The organism is Pseudoalteromonas sp. CO325X (assembly GCF_004208955.1).
Lineage (GTDB): Bacteria > Pseudomonadota > Gammaproteobacteria > Enterobacterales > Alteromonadaceae > Pseudoalteromonas > Pseudoalteromonas ruthenica.
Map to the genome: position 1 here is coordinate 248,925 of NZ_SGPG01000021.1, position 20,007 is coordinate 268,931.

Below are 20,007 nucleotides of genomic sequence, written 5' to 3' on the forward strand. Positions count from 1 at the left end.
TTTTAAGTGCAAAATCACTCTTGCGTACCTAGACACATTTGCTATATCTCGCTCTGCCTGCATTATAGTTTTGCAAAACTCAATGGTTCAGGCGCAGCTAATGCGATTCCTAGCTGGTTCAAGCACTCGATAATTTGTAGGTTTAACGATTCAACTATGTGCAGATAATAGTCAAAGTCTGTGGTTTGTGTATAACTTAACACATCTATTTTTATGCCTCTGGGCACAAAGCCGCTGAGTCGTACTCGACACGGTTGGTCGGCAATATCTTGGTGCTGCTCAAGTATCTCGCGGATCTGCTCTAATAACTGCGCTAACACCTGGTGTTGAGTTGAGCGCTCAAGCACAATATCGGGTCTATAGGCTATGCACTCACGCTCAGATATATTCTCAATTTCCATATCGACAAACTTGGCATTTGCTATATGTATAACGCTGCGTTCCAAAGTGCGAACTCTCGTCGCACGCAGGCCTATCTCCTCAACAACACCAAAATAGCGACCAACACGACATACCTGACCAACTTTGACCGGCGCAGAAGCATACAAGGTAATCGCACCGATAATGTTTTCTACCGACTTTTGTGCTGCTAAGGCCAGTGCCAAGCCCCCAATTCCAAGCCCGGCAATCAGTGTTGTGGCACTAAAACCTAAATTCTCAAACCAGACCAATAAGGCAATAAGAGTCAGCAGAATCTTCACGACATTCCCTGCGGGGCGCAGTAAAAATTCGGCCTGAGTATTGTTGTTGCGTTGCAAGCGTAACGTTAGACGCAAACGAATAACATCAACGACTCTGAGCAAAAACCACGTCCACGCCAGAATTAACAAAGTTGCGCCTTCGAATATAGCCCGGGTGGCCAAGGTGGAATTAGCCTCAGAGGAGAAAGTGCGGGCCAACACAATCCCCAGTAAAAAACATAATGGCCCGGTTACTAACGCTTTTGCTGGCTGGCTCACGTCTGCTTTAGCACGCAACAGCAAAGACAGAAAAATGCGCGTACTTAGATAAGCAATCAGTAAAAATGCGAGCAGGTTCAGGCTGTAATAAACCCATTGCCACAACTCAACCCCTAAAAATGCCCCATGAGGTAGGTGGCGGTACAGCCACTCACCCGCTTGAGAATAACCAAACTCTTGGCGTAAAAATGGCACTTGGTTTACGGTCGCATTGGACACTTTCCATAGGTAGTTACCCGGGGTTTCACCGGGCACACGCTGCAATAAAATTTGCACCGCTCCTCGTGAGGTGTCTATCTCTCCCACTAGGTCACGATAACTAGGCACAGGCTCATTACGATTGCCTGTAGGGTGATTACTCAGCGCCTGCGTATCCACCCATAAAGTGCGATTAAGCACCAAATAGAGGGTATGCGCGAGCTCAGCATGATTCATCGCCTGAGCTTGCGGCGATAAATTGCGAAAGTCCAAATAATGCGCCGCACGCTCAAAGTCACGTTGGTGGGCCGCATGCAAATATCCCTGCATAGCACTGCGCGGCGTTTGTCGATTAAACTCATCGATTATTAGGTGCTCGTTAGTAGCAACCTCATCGTCTGGTAACGTAGACTGCTCGGCCTGCTCACTGTTATCCTTTGCCTGTTGTTGCTCATTGTTTAAAATTTCTTTCACCGTAACTTTGGCTTCAAGCGAGTAAGGTAAAACAAGGGCAAGGGCCAAGAGCCCACATTTGAAACTACGCCAAGGGTTCATCACATCATCCATCTGTTCTCGCACTCTATAAAGCATAGCTATAAGCGCCAAGCTTGCGCACGTGGGTCGATATAAATTGCCTTCAAAGCAGGCACTTGCTAGATTGACTAAGCAATTGGCACTATCAATTTAACCACTTAGCCTGTTTGCAGGCTGCATCGATAAGTAGCACAGACGCAATCTCTTGGACTGTGTTGTTATCGCGAGGAGGGATGATGAGTATCGCAAAGTCACTACCCGGACAATGGCCCATTTTCATACTGCAAGGCTTAGTCGCAATCATATTTGCGGCCATCGCTTGGTTATCACCGCAATTAACTATCAACGTGTTAATTTTTATTTTTGCGGCTTTCTTTTTACTCGATGGCGGTTCAAGAGTCTGGCTGGCGTTAAAACAAAAAGGCCAGAACGGCTATTGGTTTGTCACCTTAATAGCCGGCCTTTTGGGGATTGTTGCGGCTATTATCACCTTGATCATGCCACAATTAACGGCCTACGTGATGCTCTACCTCATCGCCTTTTGGGCAGTCGCTATCGGTGTTACAGAAATCGTTGCGGCAGTGAAATTAGCTAAACATTTACAGGGCACCACGCTTATATTAATCAGTGGTATATTGTCGGTGTTATTTGGTGGCTACCTTATTTTCAACCCCGGACAAGGTATTATTGCCATGCTTTGGCTAGTCGCTCTGTATGCCTTTGTGTTTGGCCTTATTTTATGTTGGCTAGGGGTTAAGTTACGTACCCTCGAGAAGCAATTCGACTAGCTCACGCTAGTCGAATTTAAGTTATTAGTGCAAGGCTGCACGAAATGGTAAAGAGGCGCAAATTTGTGCCTCGCGCTCAATCACTTGGGCTAACCGCGCATCGACTTCAGCCTTGTCGAAATACTCATAAGCAAGCTCAACAAATAAGTTTTTATGTTTTTCTTCTGATTTTGCAATCGCGACATAAAATTCTTTGTCTTTACCAGGTGGCAAGGCGTCAGCTATTAGCGCGAAGCGCTCATGGCCTCGAGCTTCAATCACAGCCGCGACCAGCAGCCGGTCCATCATAAACACGTCTTTTCCATGGCGAAACATGCCTCGCAACTGATTCACATAAGGGTCTTTTTTATCATCCCCTAGGTTCACATCGCGCTCGCTTAGCAACTTAACCACTTGTTTAAAGTGAATCATCTCTTCGAGCGCTAAATCAGTCATCGCTTTAACGAGCTTGCGTTTATCTGGGTAGTGAGACAGCATCGACAACGCCATGCCCGAGGCTTTTTTTTCAGCGCCAGCATGGTCTTGTAAAAATGCGTCAAAATCGGCCAGTACAGCGTCAGTCCATTGTGCTGGCGTGTGGTATTTGAGTTCGAACATGATCAATATGATGGGTATACAAACAATGGCCGGCATTCTATACCAAATTTGCACACACTCATACCGCTTCCCCCCTAAGCCACGCCTCAAGGTTGTCGACCTTGCCGTTGCGCGTGGAGGGTACTTTCAGCGGGTGCTTTAAGTCGCGCCAAGCCATCACCTTATTATGCTGGTTAAGGTGCGCAAATTGCTTGCTCGTGCTATTGGCTCCAACAAACTGGCAAAATTGCTGAAAACTATGGGGCTCACTGATATCAATTGTCAGTAAACGGTGCGCTTGCTGAGCAAAATACGTCGATACCTGTTGCTGATGCCGCTTATAGCAATATTCAAGGTGCTTACCATCAATTAGACTTTGTTCATTCAAAGGCGAAAATACACGATGGTAACTTGCTTTAAGAAGCGGACTAAACCCCCCTGTATCGCTCAATAAATTGGCTTTCATTCTCAGCAATAAACGTTGGACAGACTCCAGCCAACACTCTGGTTGACGCTGCAAGAGCACAAATTTTGCTTCAGGGAAGCGCTCAGCCAGCTCCGGGTAGTGGCTAAAGCAAGGTGTGTCGGCGACGAGCTCCGCACGCTCAAAACACGCTTTAGTATAAGCTGTGTGGGCGGTGCGAAGACCTAAATCAAGTGCAGCAGCACACACGCTGGTAGTGCCGCTGCGCGGTAAACCTATCACAAATATTTTCGACATGGCCATAGTACGGGTTGTTAAACATTGCTATGACCGTTATTGTACTCACTGCGTTGCGTGGCTGCGAGTATTCGCTGGTTTACATGCACTGAGTTGGTCGATACACATCTGAATATCGGCAGTAATACTCGCTAAAGCGCCTTTGAGTGCTGGGTCGCGAGCTTCACTGACTGCTTTTTTTATTTTCGCCAATAACTTCTTCTCGAACTCAATGAGATCGATTATCATTGACTGCTCAGGCCTGTTAGAAAAATGACTCTTAGCTTGCGCGTACCAAGCGATCGCTGTACCCAGCCAAGTATTTTCTATACTGCTGTGATCGGGATTTTCATCCACATCGTAGACAGATAACTGGGCTTGTTCCCGTATTTTTGCCATATTGATAAAGACATGCCTGACATTGTAGTCACCGACCTGTTCGGCTGCCTGCTTATAAAACGTCGCTGCATCTCGGTTCAGCTTAAGAATATCTTTGGCAATTTTTTTATCACGTTTTGCTTGTGTTTGGTCAAGGTTAACCATATCTAAACTCCTATGGTCGCTGATGTACCAAGTTCACCTGCAATTCATATACCATTATTTATTTTATTATAAATCAGAAGGTTAGAAGGACCTCCTCGCTGAACTCGAGTAACATCTACCTGCTGACTTGTTATTTTTACAACTCTTTCAAGGAGAGCAATGTATGCACCAGGTTAAAATGTTTGTACAACTCAGCGACCCCGAGCTGGTCTCGAAGCTGGCTAAATTAGAAGTATTAAAGAAATTTCAGCTGATTTACGCAAACGAGTTTGAGCCGTGGGAAGCGCAAGTTGCCCAGTCGGGTTGTGATATTGCATTGGTGGAACTCGAAGAATTCAATGAACAAGGATACAACACCCTAAATGACACCAACGCGTTATCTCACGTTGAGTTTTTATTTTTAAGTAAAGGTAAGCCAAATCCATATCTTGATAAGTTGATGCGCGATGGTGCCGGGTTCCACTGCCGTGCCCCGTATGATTTGGAACTGATTAGCGAAACTCTGCAAGACAGCTACGAACTGTTTGGTGAAGCCAGCCAATCAAGTAAAGCTGTTGAGTCCAGCGACCTTGACCAATTTGGTTTATTAGTTGGCTCTTCTAAGTCTATGCACAAGTTGTATCGCACTATTCGTAAGGTCGCACGCACTGATGCCAACGTGATGATTATTGGCGAAAGTGGTGTAGGTAAAGAACTCGTTGCCAATACCGTTCATATTGCCGGCGATAAGCCACAAGCACCTTTTGTTGCTATAAACTGTGGCGCACTTTCCCCAGAGCTCATTGATAGCGAGTTATTTGGTCATGTGAAAGGCGCATTTACAGGTGCACACCGCGACCACCAAGGGGTCTTCGACCAAGCTAAAGGCGGTACGCTGTTTTTGGACGAAGTGACAGAGATGCCATTAGAGCAACAAGTTAAGTTACTGCGCGTGCTCGAAAGCGGAGAATACCGCGCCGTAGGCAGTCAACAAGTGAAACATGCTGATGTGCGTATTGTTTGTGCAACCAACCGTAACCCACAACAAGCCATTGATGATGGCATTTTCCGTGAGGATTTATACTTCCGCTTAGCGCACTTCCCTATTCGGGTGCCACCACTGCGCGATCGAGGCAATGACATCACCGGCCTCGCTGAGCATTTTCTTGCCTACCGTAATGCCCAAGAATTGAGCCACAAACGTATCGCTACCGATGCACTTAGCCGCATTGCTGCTTATAATTGGCCAGGTAACGTACGGGAGCTAAAACACACCATTGAACGGGCGATGATCTTGGCCGATGACGTAATCAAAGCCGAGCACCTTTCATTGGGTGAATCAGTAAGCAAAAGTGACAGCAACAGCGTCGATATTCCTACTGGCGTTTCCTTGGAAGAGTTGGAAAAAGCGGCAATTTTGAAAAACTTGGAAGAGAACGCCGGCAACAAAACGGATACCGCTGAACAATTAGGTGTTAGTGTGAAAACACTTTACAACAAACTAGAAAAGTACTCTCAGGACTAATCAGTTTACGGGGCTTGCTATGAACAAGCCCCGACATTTTAGCCATCATATCGGTTGCGGCTTTTGCCTGGCTCTCGGCCATCAAATAAATCACGTAAGTCAAAGGCAAAGGCCTTTAATTTCTCTTTCATCGTTCGCTTAATACTGACTTCCACACTCCCGAGAATAATACGACCATGAATAATAATGCGCGGTCGCTGTTTATCTTCGTATCGCGGCCCAAGTGAGACCCGTTTATTTACCAGTGATCCCATGATGTTGGTGGTCTGAGTTTGCACATCTACATTTTCTGGCACCACAATTTCATCACTGCCCAAAATACAATTAACGTAAACGTGTACCTCAGGGTGAGAAAAGATAGCGTTGGTAAAGTCTAATTCAATGCTTCCCAAATAATTGTTTAGGTGAATCTCTTTAGGGACAACCCATTCACCGCTGCGTTGGTCCGAGCTTAATATGGCGGTAATTTTCTCACCATTAACCTGTTCGCTACTTTGCGTGAAAGGAGTGCGCATACGTGCCGCCTTCTCGCTGTTGTAGCGCGGGTCGCTGTGCAGTGGCAGATCAGCAACCAATGTTGCTAGTTGCTCTTGGCAGCTGCAGTCATACGCTTGATCAAGGCGACGTTCAAACGCCTGCGCTGAAATTTCACCATGACTGTAATTTAAAATTAGCTGATCGATGATCTCTTCTTTTACTTGCGCTAACGGCCTATCCTTTAAAGGAACACTCATGTTCACACTCCTGTTGTCGTTTTGCTTACCTAAGCAAAATCAGCGCCAAATATTAATTCCTTTAGTTTCAGTTAGATGGAGATAAAGCCAGTTTGCCGCATTCGCCAAAACCACCACATTTACGCTTAATTAACGATATTTTAATCATCTGTACTGAATAACTTCCCATGGCGCGGGTTGCGACGCCAAGCAGGTGAACTAAACTTCAGCTGTCACCCCAAGATCCCGAGTGCCATGTTACATCTACCAACATTGATAGTGGTATCGACCTTACTAAACGCCTTTATTGGCGTCTTTTTGTTGCTGGTGTTTTACCAACGTGCACAAAGAAGCTTTTTGTACTGGGGGTTATCTTGTCTGGTATTTAGTTTAGCTGAAATAAGCGCGACTCTGCGTGTGTTTATCGATTTGCCGGTACTGACCCATTACAGCGCCCAACTATTGATGATAACAGCGCCATTGCTGGTGCTAAGAGGTATACTCTGGTACTGCTCTTCAAAACACCATAACCCGTTGTTTATCTATTTTATTCTGGGTTTCAGTGCGTTGTTACTGGCGTTGTTGCACCAGCAACCACTGTGGGGGCAGGTTTACACTTCTATGGCTATCGCCACATTATTCTTTGCCGCTGCAGCGGCTGTTAGAACAACAACCAAAGGCAATATATATGCCGCTACTTTGCTTGTTCTCGTCACCTTGCATGCGCTGGTAATGTTGGTTCAAACGGGCCTGTTGACTACCAATTTGTTGCACTGGGAGCAATCATTACCACCTTGGACAAAACCGTTAGTTCTTGCTGTTCACTTACTACTGACGACGTGCACGGCACTGGTGTTTCCGATGCTTTTTTTCATACGTTCAGAAGCTAAACTCACTAACTTAGCTAATTTCGACCCACTCACAAACTTGTACAATCGTCGTGCGTTTTTCTATGAAGGCGAAAAACGACTAGCGCGGTGTATTGCTAAGCAGCAGCCGCTTGCAGTCATGATGATAGATTTGGATTACTTTAAGAAGGTCAACGATCAGTTTGGTCACGATGGCGGAGACGCTGCATTGCAATGGGTGAGTCAGCGCATTCGCGAGCAACTCAGGGAAGATGATTTAGCTGCACGTATTGGCGGAGAGGAATTCGCAGTGATTTTAGCCAATACCCATCAACGCACGGCGCTCAAAGTGGGCGATCGCTTACGTAAGGCGATTGCCGAAGGCTCATTTTATTGGCATCATCAACGCCTGCCGCTGAGCATTAGCATCGGCGTCACTTGCCGAGAAAGTGGCCATTTTGATATTAAAAAGATGCTGATTGAGGCGGATAAAGGCCTTTATGAGGCAAAAAGCCGTGGCCGTAACTGCTTGGTTGAAACCCATCATAGCGACACCACCACGGCTTCTACTGGCTAACATAAACCGACATATAAGGGTTTGAGTAATAATAACTTTTAAGAGACAATACTGCTTTTACACGGAGATCAGTAAATGCGTCACACCCTTGTCATTGCCTTGGTGGCCTTACTCACCCTAAGTGCCTGCAAAACCACAGTGCCAGTGCGAGACTTTCCTTATAACGCCATTCCTATGGCCCAGAGCCAAAACCTCAGTGATAAGGATATTGAAAAAGCCATTATTAAAGCATGCCTGCAGCTCGGCTGGCAGTGTGCAGCTAAAAGCGAAGGGGTCGTTGCTGCGGTGCTCAATATTCGCACTCATCAGTTGACGGTTGATATTAATTATACCCCGAGCCAGTTTTCGGTGGAGTATGTTGACTCTGTCAATTTAAGATACGATGGCAAGAAAATTCATCGCCAGTATGTCAATTGGGTCAATAATTTAATACGCCATATTCAGGCTGAATTAGTAGTCTAAAGCAACGGGGTATTGCCTCACTTTGACTGTGAGCGATACTCCACCTTGCCGTCTTCATGTATATTAAATAACCACACCTGTTCGCCATGATAATAGACAAATTCGTAGCCTGGGTATGGGCTTTGCTGTAGCCGGCCAGCAAAGGTATTAATATCCGCTGGCGCGATCTTAAAGCGTCCCGTCGCCTGTTTTCTATCGGCATCGGTGTTAACTTGAAATGCCTTGGCCGATAGCGGCAATACCTCAGGTAGCTCCCCCTGCTCAAATAGTTGTGCTCTGTGTGCATCTGCATAACTTGCGTAATAGCGGGTTTGTGGTTCGCTACACGCCGCAAGTGATAACGTCAGTAACAACCCTGTTAGTAATCGCACTGTTTGCCCCTTTGCTCTATTCGAGCTTATAACCTAGCGACTGATCACTGACCCTAGGCTTAACTTTCGTACTGTAACTAAGGAGGGAGCTAAAATTGCAGCTGAGCGATGTTAGCGCCGCAATAAAAGCAATGACGGCGACGAGGGCTCACTTTGTGACCACAGTCTTTGCAGTGACTCGACGATGCGACTTTACCATCGAGTTTGCCATCACGTAGGTCGATTTCCTCTATCTTTCGTAAAATATCGCTGCGGCTGACTCCCACGTCTTGCAACAACTCCAACGCCGCTAAATTCATTAAATATAGGGAGTCAATTTTCTCTTCCAGTGCTTGCAAATGCGCACTATTACCTTGCGAACGGAGTTTGTTTTGGTCGTTAGTGACGTCATTTTTACGGATACGAAGGTCTTGAAAGGCTTGGTGTAAATATTGGCTCATAGCTATCGTCCATGGGTTATGAAAGAAGCCATAGTAACGCAAATGGCACCAATGTTGGCAAGCACTTCACTCAACCTATTGCAGTTGACCGCAGATAACGAAGGCCGCTAATCTAAAGGCACATAATAACAATAAGGATACGCTCGTGAACCACACCCGGCTTACGATATCAGCACTGCTCTTGAGTATGGCCTTCAGCGCCAATGCGCAAAAGACCAAAACATTGTCGCACCTTCAGCAACAGCTCCATAGTGAACAGAGTTCTGCCACTAAGCTTACCCAACACTATTTAACACGTATTGACGCGCTAAATGATAACTATCATGCGGTGATGGCGATTAATAATAACGCCCTACACGATGCGCAGCGCCTTGATAACTTGGCTCGTGAAGGTCAATGGCAAGGACCACTTCATGGTATGGCGGTACTGGTGAAAGACAATATAGCCGTTGCTGACATGGCCACCACAGCTGGGGCCTTAGCCTTGGAGCAGAATATCAGCAGCGCCGATGCCCCGGTCATTTCTCAGTTACGCAGCGCCGGAGCCATTATCCTCGGTAAAGCCAATCTTAGCGAGTGGGCGAACTTTCGCTCCAACAGCTCTTCATCTGGTTGGAGTACCCTAGGTGGGCAAACGGCTAATGCCGTTGATGCAACCCGTAGCCCATGCGGCTCCAGTTCTGGCTCAGCCGTGGCGGTAAAGCTGGGCTTCGCGCCCCTCGCGTTAGCCACTGAAACCGACGGCTCGATTGTCTGCCCTGCTGCGGCAAATGGTGTTTATGCGCTCAAACCTAGCTATGGTCAAGTCTCCCGCGTGGGTGTGGTGCCGCTAGCTGAAAGTCAGGATACCGTTGGAGTAATGGCTAATTCGCTAGCGGATGTGTTATTAGCGACTCAGGTCATCGCCGCACCCGACGCCCAAGACCCAAATCACCACGCCTTTCGCACCATCAATTACACAGAGGTAAAGCCCAGTAGGGCAAAGGAATTAACACTTGGCTATGTTGATTACAGCCACTTTACCGCCGAGACCCAGGCTGTGTTTAAAAAGCAGCTCAAGCAATTAGAGCGCCATGGCATTAAACTTATCGAACTGCCTCAAGCTGATCTGGGTAGTATGTACCGCCAAGAGTTCCAAGTGTTATTGTATGAATTCAAACGCGATGTGAACGCCTATCTGGCCGCCACGCCAGCGCAGGTAAAGGTGAAAACGCTAAGCCAGCTGATCGCCTTTAATGAACAGCACCAAGATCGCACCATGCCCTACTTCGGTCAAGAGCTGTTACATCAAGCAAATGCCATCGATTTACAAGCTCAACGTGAAGATTACTTAAAGGCATCACAGCAGTATCGCCTCACTGCGCGTAATGCACTACAACATTGGTTCACAGCAAATCAGCTTGATGCCATCATTAGCCCCACGAACTCTCCGGCATGGAAGATTGATAAAATTAATGGCGATCATTATCTCGGTGGCGCCAGCACGCTCGCTGCCGTGGCAGGTACGCTCCACATTACTCTGCCTTTAGCTGATGTTCAGGGTCTGCCTGTAGGGTTTTCTGTTATGGCGAATGTCGGCGGCGATGAACAAGCCATTGCAGCGGCCAAAACCATTGATTCACTGCTTGAGCACACTAGCCTTTAAGCGCGTTGGCTGCCCACCACAATAAAAGCACCGCAATAGAGAGGCCAGCAATGGCCTTTGTTTTGTGTTTTCTGATCACTCGCTCGGCATGATTACCAGCAAAATAGACCACCGCCGCCAAGCCAAAATAGCGAATTGAGCGCGCTATCGCACTGGCTAAAACAAACATTAATAGGGAGTACTTGGTCGCTCCCGCAGCCAGCATCGCTATTTGAAAAGGAATAGGTGCAATACCTAACGTGAGCACAAACCAGAACCCTTGTGCTTGCATCTGTTGTTTGACTTGTTCAAATTGCTTAGGGCTAGAGAACGTATCAATAACCCACTGACCGACCAGGTCAAACAAAAAATAACCGATGGCATAACCAAACAAGGCACCGACTATACAGCCCAAAGTAGCCATCAACGCGATTAACCATAGTTTATCTCGTCGTGCTTGCATCAATGGCACCATCACCGCTTCTAAAGGAATAGGCACAATGGTCGACTCTAAAAAAGAAGCGAAAGTGATGCCTTTAAGCATATGCTTCGAGTCTACGAGTTTTTGGGTCTTATGCTTTAACGTTTTTGAAATTGCCATCCAAAGTGCCTTGTATAAAATTCAAAAGTTTAGTGTGTACTAATGACTCTGTTATTGTTTAGTCAGCAAAGAAGCTTTATAAGCTTATATTTACTACACTTAATGCAGTCTTATAGGCTTTTAGTCACGTATAAGACTGTTAAATGTCATAATAAAAACAGTGTATCAGCAGTCACTTTAACCGTTTCTGTATGGGAACCAGCGCCTATGAAGTTAAGTAACTTAATGAGCACGCCAGTGGTTACTTGTTCACCCGATGACACCCTGCGCGTTGTCAACGATATTTTCAAACGCACGCAATTTCACCATGTGTTGGTGGTAGAGCAATCGTTATTAGTTGGGGTCGTCTCTGATCGCGATATTTTTAAGGCATTAAGCCCGAATGTTGGTAAGGCCTCGGCATCCAAAGCCGACTTAGCCACTCTCAATAAACGCGTTAGCCAAATTATGACTCATTCCCCTGTTTGCTTACCAGTACATGCGCAACTTATTGATGTGGTGAAGTTATTTAACGAGCATATTATTACCTGTGTGCCTATCGTTAATGAACAGCGCCAACCGGTGGGGATTGTGACTTGGCGCGATATTATGCGCCTATTACTCGAGCGTTATCAGAGCAAGGCCGGTAAATAAGCGGGCACTAAAGTAACGACAAAATCTGTTCACGCTCTTTCTTGGGCATGTTACTCACCACCAACGTGTAGGAATTATCTATCATTCTTTGGATTTCACCCGCTGGAATGGAGCCATCCAGTATCACTGTATTCCATAGCTTTTTATTCATATGATAACCAGGGATGACCGCAGTGAAAATATCGCGCAGAGCCTGGGCTTCATCAGGGTCACACTTTAAATTTACGCGCCAGTGGCGATTGTCTTCATCCTCTTTCCCCATTTTTCCAAGCGCTAGGGTGGCAAACATTTTATCTTTTACCTTGTAGACGTCGACCCCAGGGCCAAAGGGCTGCGCCACTGAGCTCAATGGCTTAGTGAGCAAATAATCATGTACGCCTTGACTGTCCATATAAACTCCTTTTAAGGCTAAGCAAACTAGGACGAGCTCTCGCCCAAGTAGGGCCTAATCTAACCATTTAATCTAATACCCCACAAGTATATTGAAAAAGTACCTCATATCCGCAACTTACTCATACTCGCCGTTAATCGCATTGCAGTTGCCAGCATTAACCCGCCCACCTAGGATGATATTTTCTGGTTAAAAAAAGTACTTACTTATGAATGCGCTAACCCCTTTGATACTTACAGCTGCGCTGCTTGGCGGCGCATCGTTGCCCGCCCAAGCCGACAACAAGACCTTCAGCTCTGAGGATATTTTTGCCCTCGAGTATGCCAGCGACCCGCAAATTAGCCCCGATGGCGAGCACATTGTGTATGTCCGTCGTGGCTACGACATTATGAAGGATAACAATAAGCAAAGCCTGTGGCTCTATAGCCTAAGCACTGATGAGCATACTCCGCTGTTTGCAGATCAATATAGCTACGCTCAGCCACGCTGGTCTCCCGATGGCACACGCATCGCCTTTACCAGTAACCGCAGTGGCTCGTTGCAAGTGCATATGCACTGGCTGGCGCAAGATAAAACGGCGTTATTATCACAATTGCCAAAACCAGTGCGCGACCTCACGTGGTCTCCTGACGGCACACAGCTGGCCTTTACCATGACGGTGCCACAAGGCCCTTCCGATTTTGTAAAATCAGTGAAGTTACCGAAAAAACCCAAAGGCGCCGACTGGTCTGAACCAGTTACAGTTATTGACAAAGCGCGCTACCAAGCCGATGGCCAAGGCTTTTTAACGCCCAGCTTTCGTCATGTGTTTGTGCTTCCAGCCGAGGGCGGCGCACCACGGCAATTAACACAAGGCGATTATCAACATTATGGGCCATTGGCTTGGAGCCCAGATGCGACACAAGTTGTGTATGCCTCGGATCAGCACCCTGATTGGGAGTATCGCACCACTGAGCTTGACCTGTATGGCGTGGATATTGGCACCTATAGCACGACACAGCTCACCGATTTGCCCGGCCGTGAGACCCACCCCCAATTCAGTCATGATGCTCAGCAGCTAGCCTTTCTATCCCGAGGTAACGCCGCTGTTCCTTACGTTAATACCGAGCTGAACTTGTTAAACCTCAAGTCCGGGGCCGTCAAGTCACTGACATCAGCACTGGATCGCGCTGTCGGCTATTATCAATGGGCGGGCAAAGGGGATTTTGTCATTCAGTACGACGATCGCGGTCAACGTAAGCTTGCCACCCTAACCCGCGCAGGAAACATCACTGAACGCGTCAGCTCAGTCGCAGGCACATCCATAGGTCGCCCTTATGTCAGTGGTGAATTTTCCATGGCAAGCAATGGCGCCCTCGCTTTTACTCAGGGCAGTGCTGAGCGCCCCGCTGATTTAGGGTATTTTCACCGCAACAAGCAGCGCACACTAACGGCGCTCAATGAGGACCTGCTCGGCCATAAAACCTTAGGGCAAGTGCATGAGTTAACGGTTGAATCGCAGCTTGATGGTGAACCTATTCATGGCTGGTATATCACCCCTCCTGATTTTGATACGACCAAGCAATATCCACTGTTGGTGGAAATTCATGGCGGCCCACACCTAGCCTATGGCCCCAGCTTTAGCGCCGAATTACAGCGCTATGCGGCCGCTGGCTATGTGGTGGTCTATATGAATTATCGCGGCTCCACCAGCTACGGCAAAGACTTTGCTTTGTTACTTGATGGTAAGTATTCCTCAAAGGAAGATTTTGCCGATCATAATTCCGCCGTTGACGCATTAATCGCTAAAGGCTTTATCGATAAAAACAACCTCTTCATTGCTGGCGGCTCTGCCGGCGGCATTGCTGCTGCCTACGCCATTGGTTTGAGCGACCGTTTTAATGCTGCGGCAATCACCAAGCCGGTGATCAATTGGGTCAGTAAAGTGCTTACCGCCGACAGTTATTTAGGGCAAATTCGTAACCAATTTCCGGGCATGCCGTGGGACAATCTCAGCCACTACTGGCAACGCTCGCCGCTGTCGTTAGTGGGCAACGTCACCACACCGGCAATGATCATGACAGGGGAGCAGGACCGCCGTACGCCCATATCGGAGTCCGAGCAGTTCTATCAAGCGTTAAAACTGCAAAAAGTAGATACCGTACTGATCCGTGTACCTGGCTCCGCCCACGGTATTGCTGGGCGCCCCTCGCGGATGATTGCCAAAATAGAGCATACATTAGCCTGGTTCGAGCGCTACAGGAAATAACCTCAATATCAGCGGGGCATACTGCCCCGCATAGGTTTATGGCTGCTCTTTCGACGCTTTGGTGTGCGCCAAAACAAAGAGACTATCCCAGTATTGCTGCCACTGCGCTAAAGCAATGCCGTAACGATATTGATGGCCAAACAATACGCTAGTAGAGGGCGCATTTTGCACAAAGCGCTGCATTGCCGCGCTATCAATAAAGAGTGCTTGATGTGTTTGCAATTCATGCTGTTGCGCAACTAAACGTTCAAATTGCTGTGGCTGGGCCAGAATCTGTTTAGTCGCCATCGTCACATAGTCGCGATATTCGCCACTGGCGGCGCTAATATGCACTGAGTGCACGCTATCGCCAAAGTGTTGCTTCAGCACAGTGCCTAAGTTTGCATAGTGATGTTCAATAAAACCGCCATAGTTTAAGTGGATATAGTGACCCCAGATAATCACTTTTTTATCTGCCAATTCACTGCTCAGTAACCACTTCACGTTGTCGGCCATAGCCAAGTCGTGCTCGTCATGACGTCGCTGCCCTGCCATCGACTGCGCCACGAGCACTAAACCATGGAGTAACCGGGCAACATACTTTGGCCCTTGGTATCCTTGCTGGTCGCTGACAGCCGTGTTTAGAGCGTGCTGGAGGCGATATGAGGTAGCAACATAGGCTTGTTGCTGCTTTGCATTAATATGCTGTGGTTGGCGCTTAAGCACCGCTGCGTTGGTGCGCTTAAACGCTTCCCAGTCGACCTCTTTGGCAACACTTGGGATGAAACGCTGACTTTGCTGGATGATAAATTCGCTGACCTGCGCCTTAGAATATTCACCACTGAGACGGCCGTCAAAGCCAGCCAGCTGCAAAGGCCGTTCACTGTCTCGCTGTGCGTCAATATACCGCATGAGCGCTTGCACTGACGCACTTGCGGCGTACATATAAAAAATATTGCCCGGTGCTTGAGCAGTGATAGCTTGACCGCTCTGTTGCCAGATTTGCGCAACATCAAATAGACCGCTTTCCAGTATCAGCGCATCAAAGCCTTGGTGTTGGTGTAAATAACGCACCAAACAGGTCTTGAGTGCAAAGTTCTGTTGCTCGCCATGGGTCAGTTCATCCAGCATAACAATACGTGCATCGCCAATCGCCTCGCCAAAGCGCGCAAAATTGGCCTGTTCACAGTGGTTATCAAGGTTTATTTTCTCTATTGTTGTAGCGCTTAACGCGGCTGCATACACGCTCAACAATAAGGTTACTAGCCACTTCATAGTCGCGCTCCTTTTTCGCCGACTAACATCCGTATTAATGTCCCATCTCGGTCAATAAAGTGGTGCTTCAACGCTGCCAATGCGTGGATAGCCAGTGTAAAGCACAGCGCCCAAGCACAGTATATGTGCACCGCCAATCCCCAGTCGCTAAGCGCGGCTGAGTGAGCAACAACTTGCTGCTGAGCATCTATGTTTTGCGCCAACAACGGCCAATCGAATAAAGCAATGCCATAACCACCAAAGCCGCTGTAAGCAGCGCCCGACACCACCATTATTACCAGCAGCACCAACAACAACCAATGAAAGCCATGCACCGCTTTCGCGCCCTTACCTTTAACCGTGCTCTGCCAGGGCCTGAACCAGCGCAGCATCAGTCTGGGTAGCAGCAATAATGCCACCACCACGGCAACGGATTTGTGTAAGTGATATAGGCCATAGTCGGCGACATAAGTCATGTAATATCCCAGGGTCAGCAACCCCAAAATAAGCCCCGCCATCAGCCAATGTAGTAGTCGGTTTACACCTGCATAAGTCATTAAGTACCTCCTCTTTTTTCTTCAAAGGTACTTATTAACGCATTGATTTAAATAACTTTGTGATGAAACAACTGAGTTTGTGACGAAATGCCTGGCTGTGTGCTTTGAGTTAATACTTGCTTCAGCGCTGGTTTAAAAGTTTTGCTCACTGGTACCCAATGATCCTCACCCACTAACACCTGCGCTTTGCCATTTTCCAATGGCTTAAGCTCACGTACGTGGTGTAGGTTAATCAGGTAACTGCGATGGACGCGTATCATTGGCGCCGCGCCTAGCTGCTCACTCAGTTGTTTAATGGTGGTGCGCACCAAGTAACGGCTATCAGCATCGACAACCTCAACATAATTGCCTGCAGCGCGCACATACTGAATATCACTGATAGCGAGCGCTTTTTCCATGCCCCGATGCTGCACTGTGAGACATGCAGGAGCGATATCGGCCCCGTTAACTGAGTCGCGCGCTTTCACCTTGGTTACCAAGCTCAGGTAAATGGCTCCCATCACCAAAAGCACTGCAAAGGTGTACTTAGGTAGTAAATTAATGACCGCGCCAGCCCAATTAGGACCGTAAAAATCGAAATCGAGCGACACTCGGATATAACTTAGCAACAACACACTCACCACAGCACAGCTCAACAGCAGCGGTTTATACACTCGCTGAAAACGTGTTAGCGCGTATATTGTTGCCATAGATAGCCCCCATAAAGCCCCCACTCTTTCACCCAAAATAACTGTGAGTCGATAAAGTCCCAGCGTGCACCACCCACGTAGTGGCGCCAAAACAAGCAATAGAAATTAAATATAAAAAGCGAGGCTACCCATAAGACGCCCAGTTTCAGCGTTGGGTGGCTAAGCTGTTGCCAGCGCTGCAGCCAAGTCATGGTGTCAATCCATTGTCCTAATAGATTGGCAAAAATAACAAATCTAACGCGATAAACAAAGCCATGCAGCACAGACCAAGGTCGCATACAGCTTGCCCGAAAAAGAGCCTACATTTTGTAGGGTCTCTCACATGTAATACGAGGAAAGTAATTATGGCGGGCGAATATCAGCGCATTTACCAGCAGTTTCAAAGCGACCCAGTGAAATTTTGGATGCACCAGAGCCAGCGCATCGATTGGCATACGCCACCCACTGAGGCTTACCATCAAGACTCACAAGGGCTTTATCATTGGTTTGCCGATGCCAAACTCAATACCAGTTACTTGGCATTAGATAGTCACGTTAACCAAGGTTATGGTGAGCGCCCAGCGCTGATTTATGACTCACCCGTCACCGCCACGCAACAAACATACAGCTACCGCGAACTGCGCGATGAAGTGGCTCACTTTGCTGGAGTCATGCGTGAATTAGGCGTCGGCAAAGGTGACCGAGTGGTGATTTACATGCCGATGATCCCGCAAGCAGTGATAGCGATGCTCGCCTGTGCACGCTTGGGCGCCATTCACTCGGTGGTATTCGGCGGCTTTGCGGCGCATGAATTAGCGGTGCGCATTGATGATGCCACACCCAAGCTGGTGCTCGGCGCCTCTTGCGGCATTGAAGTAGAGCGTGTCATCGCTTACAAACCACTCATTGACGAAGCCCTAGCCAAGGCACATCATAAGGTGCAGCACTGTATTATTTACCAGCGCCCACAATGCCCTGCTGAATTGAGCCCCATGCGTGATGTTGACTGGCATCAAGCAATGCAAACAGCCACCGCCGTTGACGCTGTTCCCGTAGCCGGAGATCACCCCTTATATATTCTCTACACCTCGGGGACAACCGGCACCCCAAAAGGGGTCGTGCGCGAGCATGGCGGCCATGCCCTGGCAATGCATTACAGTATGGAAGTGGTTTACGCCATGAAACCGGCGGAGGTGTTTTGGGCTGCATCGGACATCGGCTGGGTGGTCGGCCATTCCTATATTGTATACGCGCCGCTGATCTACGGCTGTACTACGGTTTTATATGAGGGCAAGCCAGTGCGAACCCCTGATGCCAGTGCCTTTTGGCGTGTGGTTGAAGAACATCAAGTAAATGCGTTGTTTAGCGCGCCAACCGCTTTTCGCGCGATAAAAAAGGAAGACCCTAATGGCGCAGGGTTTAAGCGCCATAACACGCAAAGTTTACAGCGGCTCTTTTTAGCTGGAGAGCGCCTCGATCCGCCCACTTATGAGTGGCTAACCGAAACCACACAGTTACCCGTATTAGATCACTGGTGGCAAACTGAAACCGGCTGGGCCATTGCCTGTAACCCCATAGGCATTGAACCTTTACCAATCAAAGCGGGCAGTGCCAGTGTGCCCACTCCCGGTTTCGATGTGCATATACTTGATGTTGATGGCACCCCCTGCGCTGCAGGTGAAAGTGGTGCGGTTGCCATTAAGTTACCACTGCCTCCGGGGTGTTTACCGACCATTTGGCAAAACAATGAACGCTTCAAAGCCGGTTACTTAAGTACCTACCCTGGCTATTATCTCTGTGGTGATGGCGGCTACATCGATGAGCAAGGCTACGTGTTTATCATGGGCCGTATCGACGATGTGATTAATGTCGCCGGGCATCGATTATCCACCGGCGAAATGGAGGAAATCGTTGCTGCCCACCCCGCTGTTGCCGAATGTGCGGTGTTTGGTATAAGTGATACCTTGAAAGGCCAACTGCCGATGGCAATGGTGGTGCTGAAAGATAGTTATTCAGGGACTTGGGCTGATATTCGCGCCGAGCTTATCAGCAGCGTACGCACACAAATCGGCGCCATTGCTTGTTTAAAAGAAGTGCTGTGTGTTGAGCGTTTACCGAAAACTCGCTCGGGCAAAATACTGCGTAAAAACCTCCGTCAACTGGTTGATGGCGAAGCGCTGCAAATTCCTTCTACCATTGATGACGCCAGTATTTTCACCCAAATAGCGCAACAATTACGCAGTGCCTAAAGACCCGGTGCCCACGGTAGTGGGCCCTCACTAAGCATCCTGTTGCTCGCTCATAAAGTCAGCCATACGCTGTTGCAGTTGCTCTGGACTGAGATCCTCTTGATGGGTAGCAATGGTCCAAATATGGCCAAAGGGATCTGCTAAGGTCCCTGCTCTGTCGCCATAAAATTGATCGTGCACAGGGCGCAGCTCTTTTGCACCTGCGTCAATAGCACGAGCGAACGTGGTATCAACATCGTCCACATACAGCATCATACTCACGGGAGTACCACCGAGTTGGTGAGGACTAATAAAATGTTCATCGGGGCAGGCATCAGCCACCATCAAGTATGAATCACCTATTTTAAGCTCACCGTGAGCAATGCCGCCATCAGGTAACGGCATTTGCATTACGATTTCTGCGGCAAATACGTGTTGATAAAACGCCATCGCTTTGGCCGCACCATCAATAATCAAATAGGCAGTAAGCGAGTGAAACCCTTTGGGTTTGGCAGACACACTCATATGACCTCCGGTTATTTTAATCGCTCAGCTTTAGCTTAGTTGATGAGCCTATACAAACACAGACTACAACCAAGTTAAAACAATTT

Annotated in this window: 22 protein-coding genes; 8 read left to right on the top strand and 14 right to left on the bottom strand. The window is 47.9% G+C overall.

The genetic code is table 11. The features are described 5' to 3' along the window. Positions 1-62: 62 nt before the first annotated feature. Positions 63-1,712 (bottom strand): mechanosensitive ion channel family protein, encoded by a 1,650-nt coding sequence (locus EXT46_RS11895; protein WP_130147472.1) that lies wholly within the window; start codon positions 1,710-1,712, stop codon positions 63-65. 215 nt (positions 1,713-1,927) lie between these two features. Here EXT46_RS11895 and EXT46_RS11900 point away from each other — a divergent pair, with 215 nt between their 5' ends. Beyond that, positions 1,928-2,479 (top strand): DUF308 domain-containing protein, encoded by a 552-nt coding sequence (locus EXT46_RS11900; protein ID WP_022945301.1) that lies wholly within the window; start codon positions 1,928-1,930, stop codon positions 2,477-2,479. A gap of 24 nt (positions 2,480-2,503) precedes the next feature. Here the strand turns inward: EXT46_RS11900 and EXT46_RS11905 are convergent, their stop codons facing one another. From EXT46_RS11905 to EXT46_RS11915, 3 genes are read right to left on the bottom strand one after another with little or no spacing between them, the layout of a single operon-like run. Beyond that, positions 2,504-3,076, bottom strand: a complete 573-nt coding sequence (locus tag EXT46_RS11905; protein ID WP_130147474.1) for a tRNA-(ms[2]io[6]A)-hydroxylase — start codon at positions 3,074-3,076, stop codon at positions 2,504-2,506. A 58-nt stretch (positions 3,077-3,134) separates the two neighbouring features. Next, positions 3,135-3,776 carry a sulfotransferase family protein gene (locus EXT46_RS11910; protein ID WP_130147476.1) on the bottom strand — a complete coding sequence of 214 codons (642 nt, stop codon included), beginning with the start codon at positions 3,774-3,776 and terminating at the stop codon, positions 3,135-3,137. Positions 3,777-3,821: 45 nt separating this feature from the next. Further along, on the bottom strand, positions 3,822-4,298 hold the full coding sequence (locus tag EXT46_RS11915; RefSeq protein WP_022945304.1) for a DUF2383 domain-containing protein: 477 nt from the start codon (positions 4,296-4,298) through the stop codon (positions 3,822-3,824). Positions 4,299-4,461: 163 nt separating this feature from the next. On the opposite strand from EXT46_RS11915, the gene EXT46_RS11920 reads away from it, so the two are divergent. Then, positions 4,462-5,802, top strand: coding sequence for a sigma-54 dependent transcriptional regulator (locus EXT46_RS11920; protein WP_130147478.1), 1,341 nt, complete (start codon positions 4,462-4,464; stop codon positions 5,800-5,802). A gap of 38 nt (positions 5,803-5,840) precedes the next feature. Here EXT46_RS11920 and EXT46_RS11925 read toward each other — a convergent pair whose 3' ends face one another. Next, positions 5,841-6,536 (bottom strand): LiaF domain-containing protein, encoded by a 696-nt coding sequence (locus tag EXT46_RS11925; RefSeq protein WP_130147480.1) that lies wholly within the window; start codon positions 6,534-6,536, stop codon positions 5,841-5,843. A 177-nt stretch (positions 6,537-6,713) separates the two neighbouring features. Here EXT46_RS11925 and EXT46_RS11930 point away from each other — a divergent pair, with 177 nt between their 5' ends. Together EXT46_RS11930 and EXT46_RS11935 are read left to right on the top strand one after the other, a co-directional pair. Then, positions 6,714-7,940, top strand: a complete 1,227-nt coding sequence (locus EXT46_RS11930) for a GGDEF domain-containing protein (protein ID WP_130147482.1) — start codon at positions 6,714-6,716, stop codon at positions 7,938-7,940. Positions 7,941-8,015: 75 nt separating this feature from the next. Continuing rightward, positions 8,016-8,402 (top strand): hypothetical protein, encoded by a 387-nt coding sequence (locus EXT46_RS11935; RefSeq protein ID WP_130147484.1) that lies wholly within the window; start codon positions 8,016-8,018, stop codon positions 8,400-8,402. Positions 8,403-8,419: 17 nt separating this feature from the next. Here EXT46_RS11935 and EXT46_RS11940 read toward each other — a convergent pair whose 3' ends face one another. Beyond that, positions 8,420-8,773 carry a hypothetical protein gene (locus tag EXT46_RS11940; RefSeq protein ID WP_130147486.1) on the bottom strand — a complete coding sequence of 118 codons (354 nt, stop codon included), beginning with the start codon at positions 8,771-8,773 and terminating at the stop codon, positions 8,420-8,422. A gap of 89 nt (positions 8,774-8,862) precedes the next feature. Beyond that, entirely contained in the window at positions 8,863-9,213 is a 351-nt protein-coding gene (locus EXT46_RS11945; protein WP_130147488.1) for a hypothetical protein, read from the bottom strand. Positions 9,214-9,358: 145 nt separating this feature from the next. On the opposite strand from EXT46_RS11945, the gene EXT46_RS11950 reads away from it, so the two are divergent. Then, complete coding sequence (locus tag EXT46_RS11950; protein WP_130147490.1) at positions 9,359-10,858, top strand: amidase family protein; 1,500 nt, start codon at positions 9,359-9,361, stop codon at positions 10,856-10,858. On the opposite strand, the gene EXT46_RS11955 is transcribed toward EXT46_RS11950, so the two are convergent. Continuing rightward, on the bottom strand, positions 10,848-11,438 hold the full coding sequence (locus EXT46_RS11955) for a VTT domain-containing protein (RefSeq protein ID WP_130147492.1): 591 nt from the start codon (positions 11,436-11,438) through the stop codon (positions 10,848-10,850). The two genes, EXT46_RS11950 and EXT46_RS11955, sit on opposite strands and share 11 nt — an antisense overlap. A 207-nt stretch (positions 11,439-11,645) precedes the next feature. Here EXT46_RS11955 and EXT46_RS11960 point away from each other — a divergent pair, with 207 nt between their 5' ends. Continuing rightward, positions 11,646-12,071, top strand: a complete 426-nt coding sequence (locus EXT46_RS11960; protein WP_045978239.1) for a CBS domain-containing protein — start codon at positions 11,646-11,648, stop codon at positions 12,069-12,071. A gap of 7 nt (positions 12,072-12,078) precedes the next feature. Here EXT46_RS11960 and EXT46_RS11965 read toward each other — a convergent pair whose 3' ends face one another. Then, positions 12,079-12,462, bottom strand: a complete 384-nt coding sequence (locus EXT46_RS11965; protein ID WP_045978240.1) for an MmcQ/YjbR family DNA-binding protein — start codon at positions 12,460-12,462, stop codon at positions 12,079-12,081. A gap of 208 nt (positions 12,463-12,670) precedes the next feature. On the opposite strand from EXT46_RS11965, the gene EXT46_RS11970 reads away from it, so the two are divergent. Then, positions 12,671-14,710: a S9 family peptidase gene (locus EXT46_RS11970; RefSeq protein WP_130147494.1), complete on the top strand. Its 2,040-nt coding sequence runs from the start codon at positions 12,671-12,673 to the stop codon at positions 14,708-14,710. Positions 14,711-14,746: 36 nt separating this feature from the next. On the opposite strand, the gene EXT46_RS11975 is transcribed toward EXT46_RS11970, so the two are convergent. From EXT46_RS11975 to EXT46_RS11990, 4 genes are read right to left on the bottom strand one after another with little or no spacing between them, the layout of a single operon-like run. Beyond that, positions 14,747-15,964: an erythromycin esterase family protein gene (locus EXT46_RS11975; RefSeq protein WP_130147496.1), complete on the bottom strand. Its 1,218-nt coding sequence runs from the start codon at positions 15,962-15,964 to the stop codon at positions 14,747-14,749. Further along, positions 15,961-16,500: a cytochrome b/b6 domain-containing protein gene (locus tag EXT46_RS11980; protein ID WP_130147498.1), complete on the bottom strand. Its 540-nt coding sequence runs from the start codon at positions 16,498-16,500 to the stop codon at positions 15,961-15,963. The genes EXT46_RS11975 and EXT46_RS11980 overlap by 4 nt, the downstream gene beginning before the upstream one ends. Before the next feature lie 47 nt (positions 16,501-16,547). Continuing rightward, complete coding sequence (locus tag EXT46_RS11985) at positions 16,548-17,189, bottom strand: LytTR family DNA-binding domain-containing protein (RefSeq protein ID WP_130147500.1); 642 nt, start codon at positions 17,187-17,189, stop codon at positions 16,548-16,550. After that, on the bottom strand, positions 17,168-17,467 hold the full coding sequence (locus EXT46_RS11990) for a hypothetical protein (RefSeq protein ID WP_130147502.1): 300 nt from the start codon (positions 17,465-17,467) through the stop codon (positions 17,168-17,170). The genes EXT46_RS11985 and EXT46_RS11990 overlap by 22 nt, the downstream gene beginning before the upstream one ends. Before the next feature lie 66 nt (positions 17,468-17,533). On the opposite strand from EXT46_RS11990, the gene EXT46_RS11995 reads away from it, so the two are divergent. Further along, positions 17,534-19,417, top strand: a complete 1,884-nt coding sequence (locus EXT46_RS11995; protein ID WP_130147504.1) for a propionyl-CoA synthetase — start codon at positions 17,534-17,536, stop codon at positions 19,415-19,417. Positions 19,418-19,447: 30 nt separating this feature from the next. Here the strand turns inward: EXT46_RS11995 and EXT46_RS12000 are convergent, their stop codons facing one another. Continuing rightward, entirely contained in the window at positions 19,448-19,921 is a 474-nt protein-coding gene (locus EXT46_RS12000; RefSeq protein ID WP_130147506.1) for a VOC family protein, read from the bottom strand. Positions 19,922-20,007 lie beyond the last annotated feature (86 nt).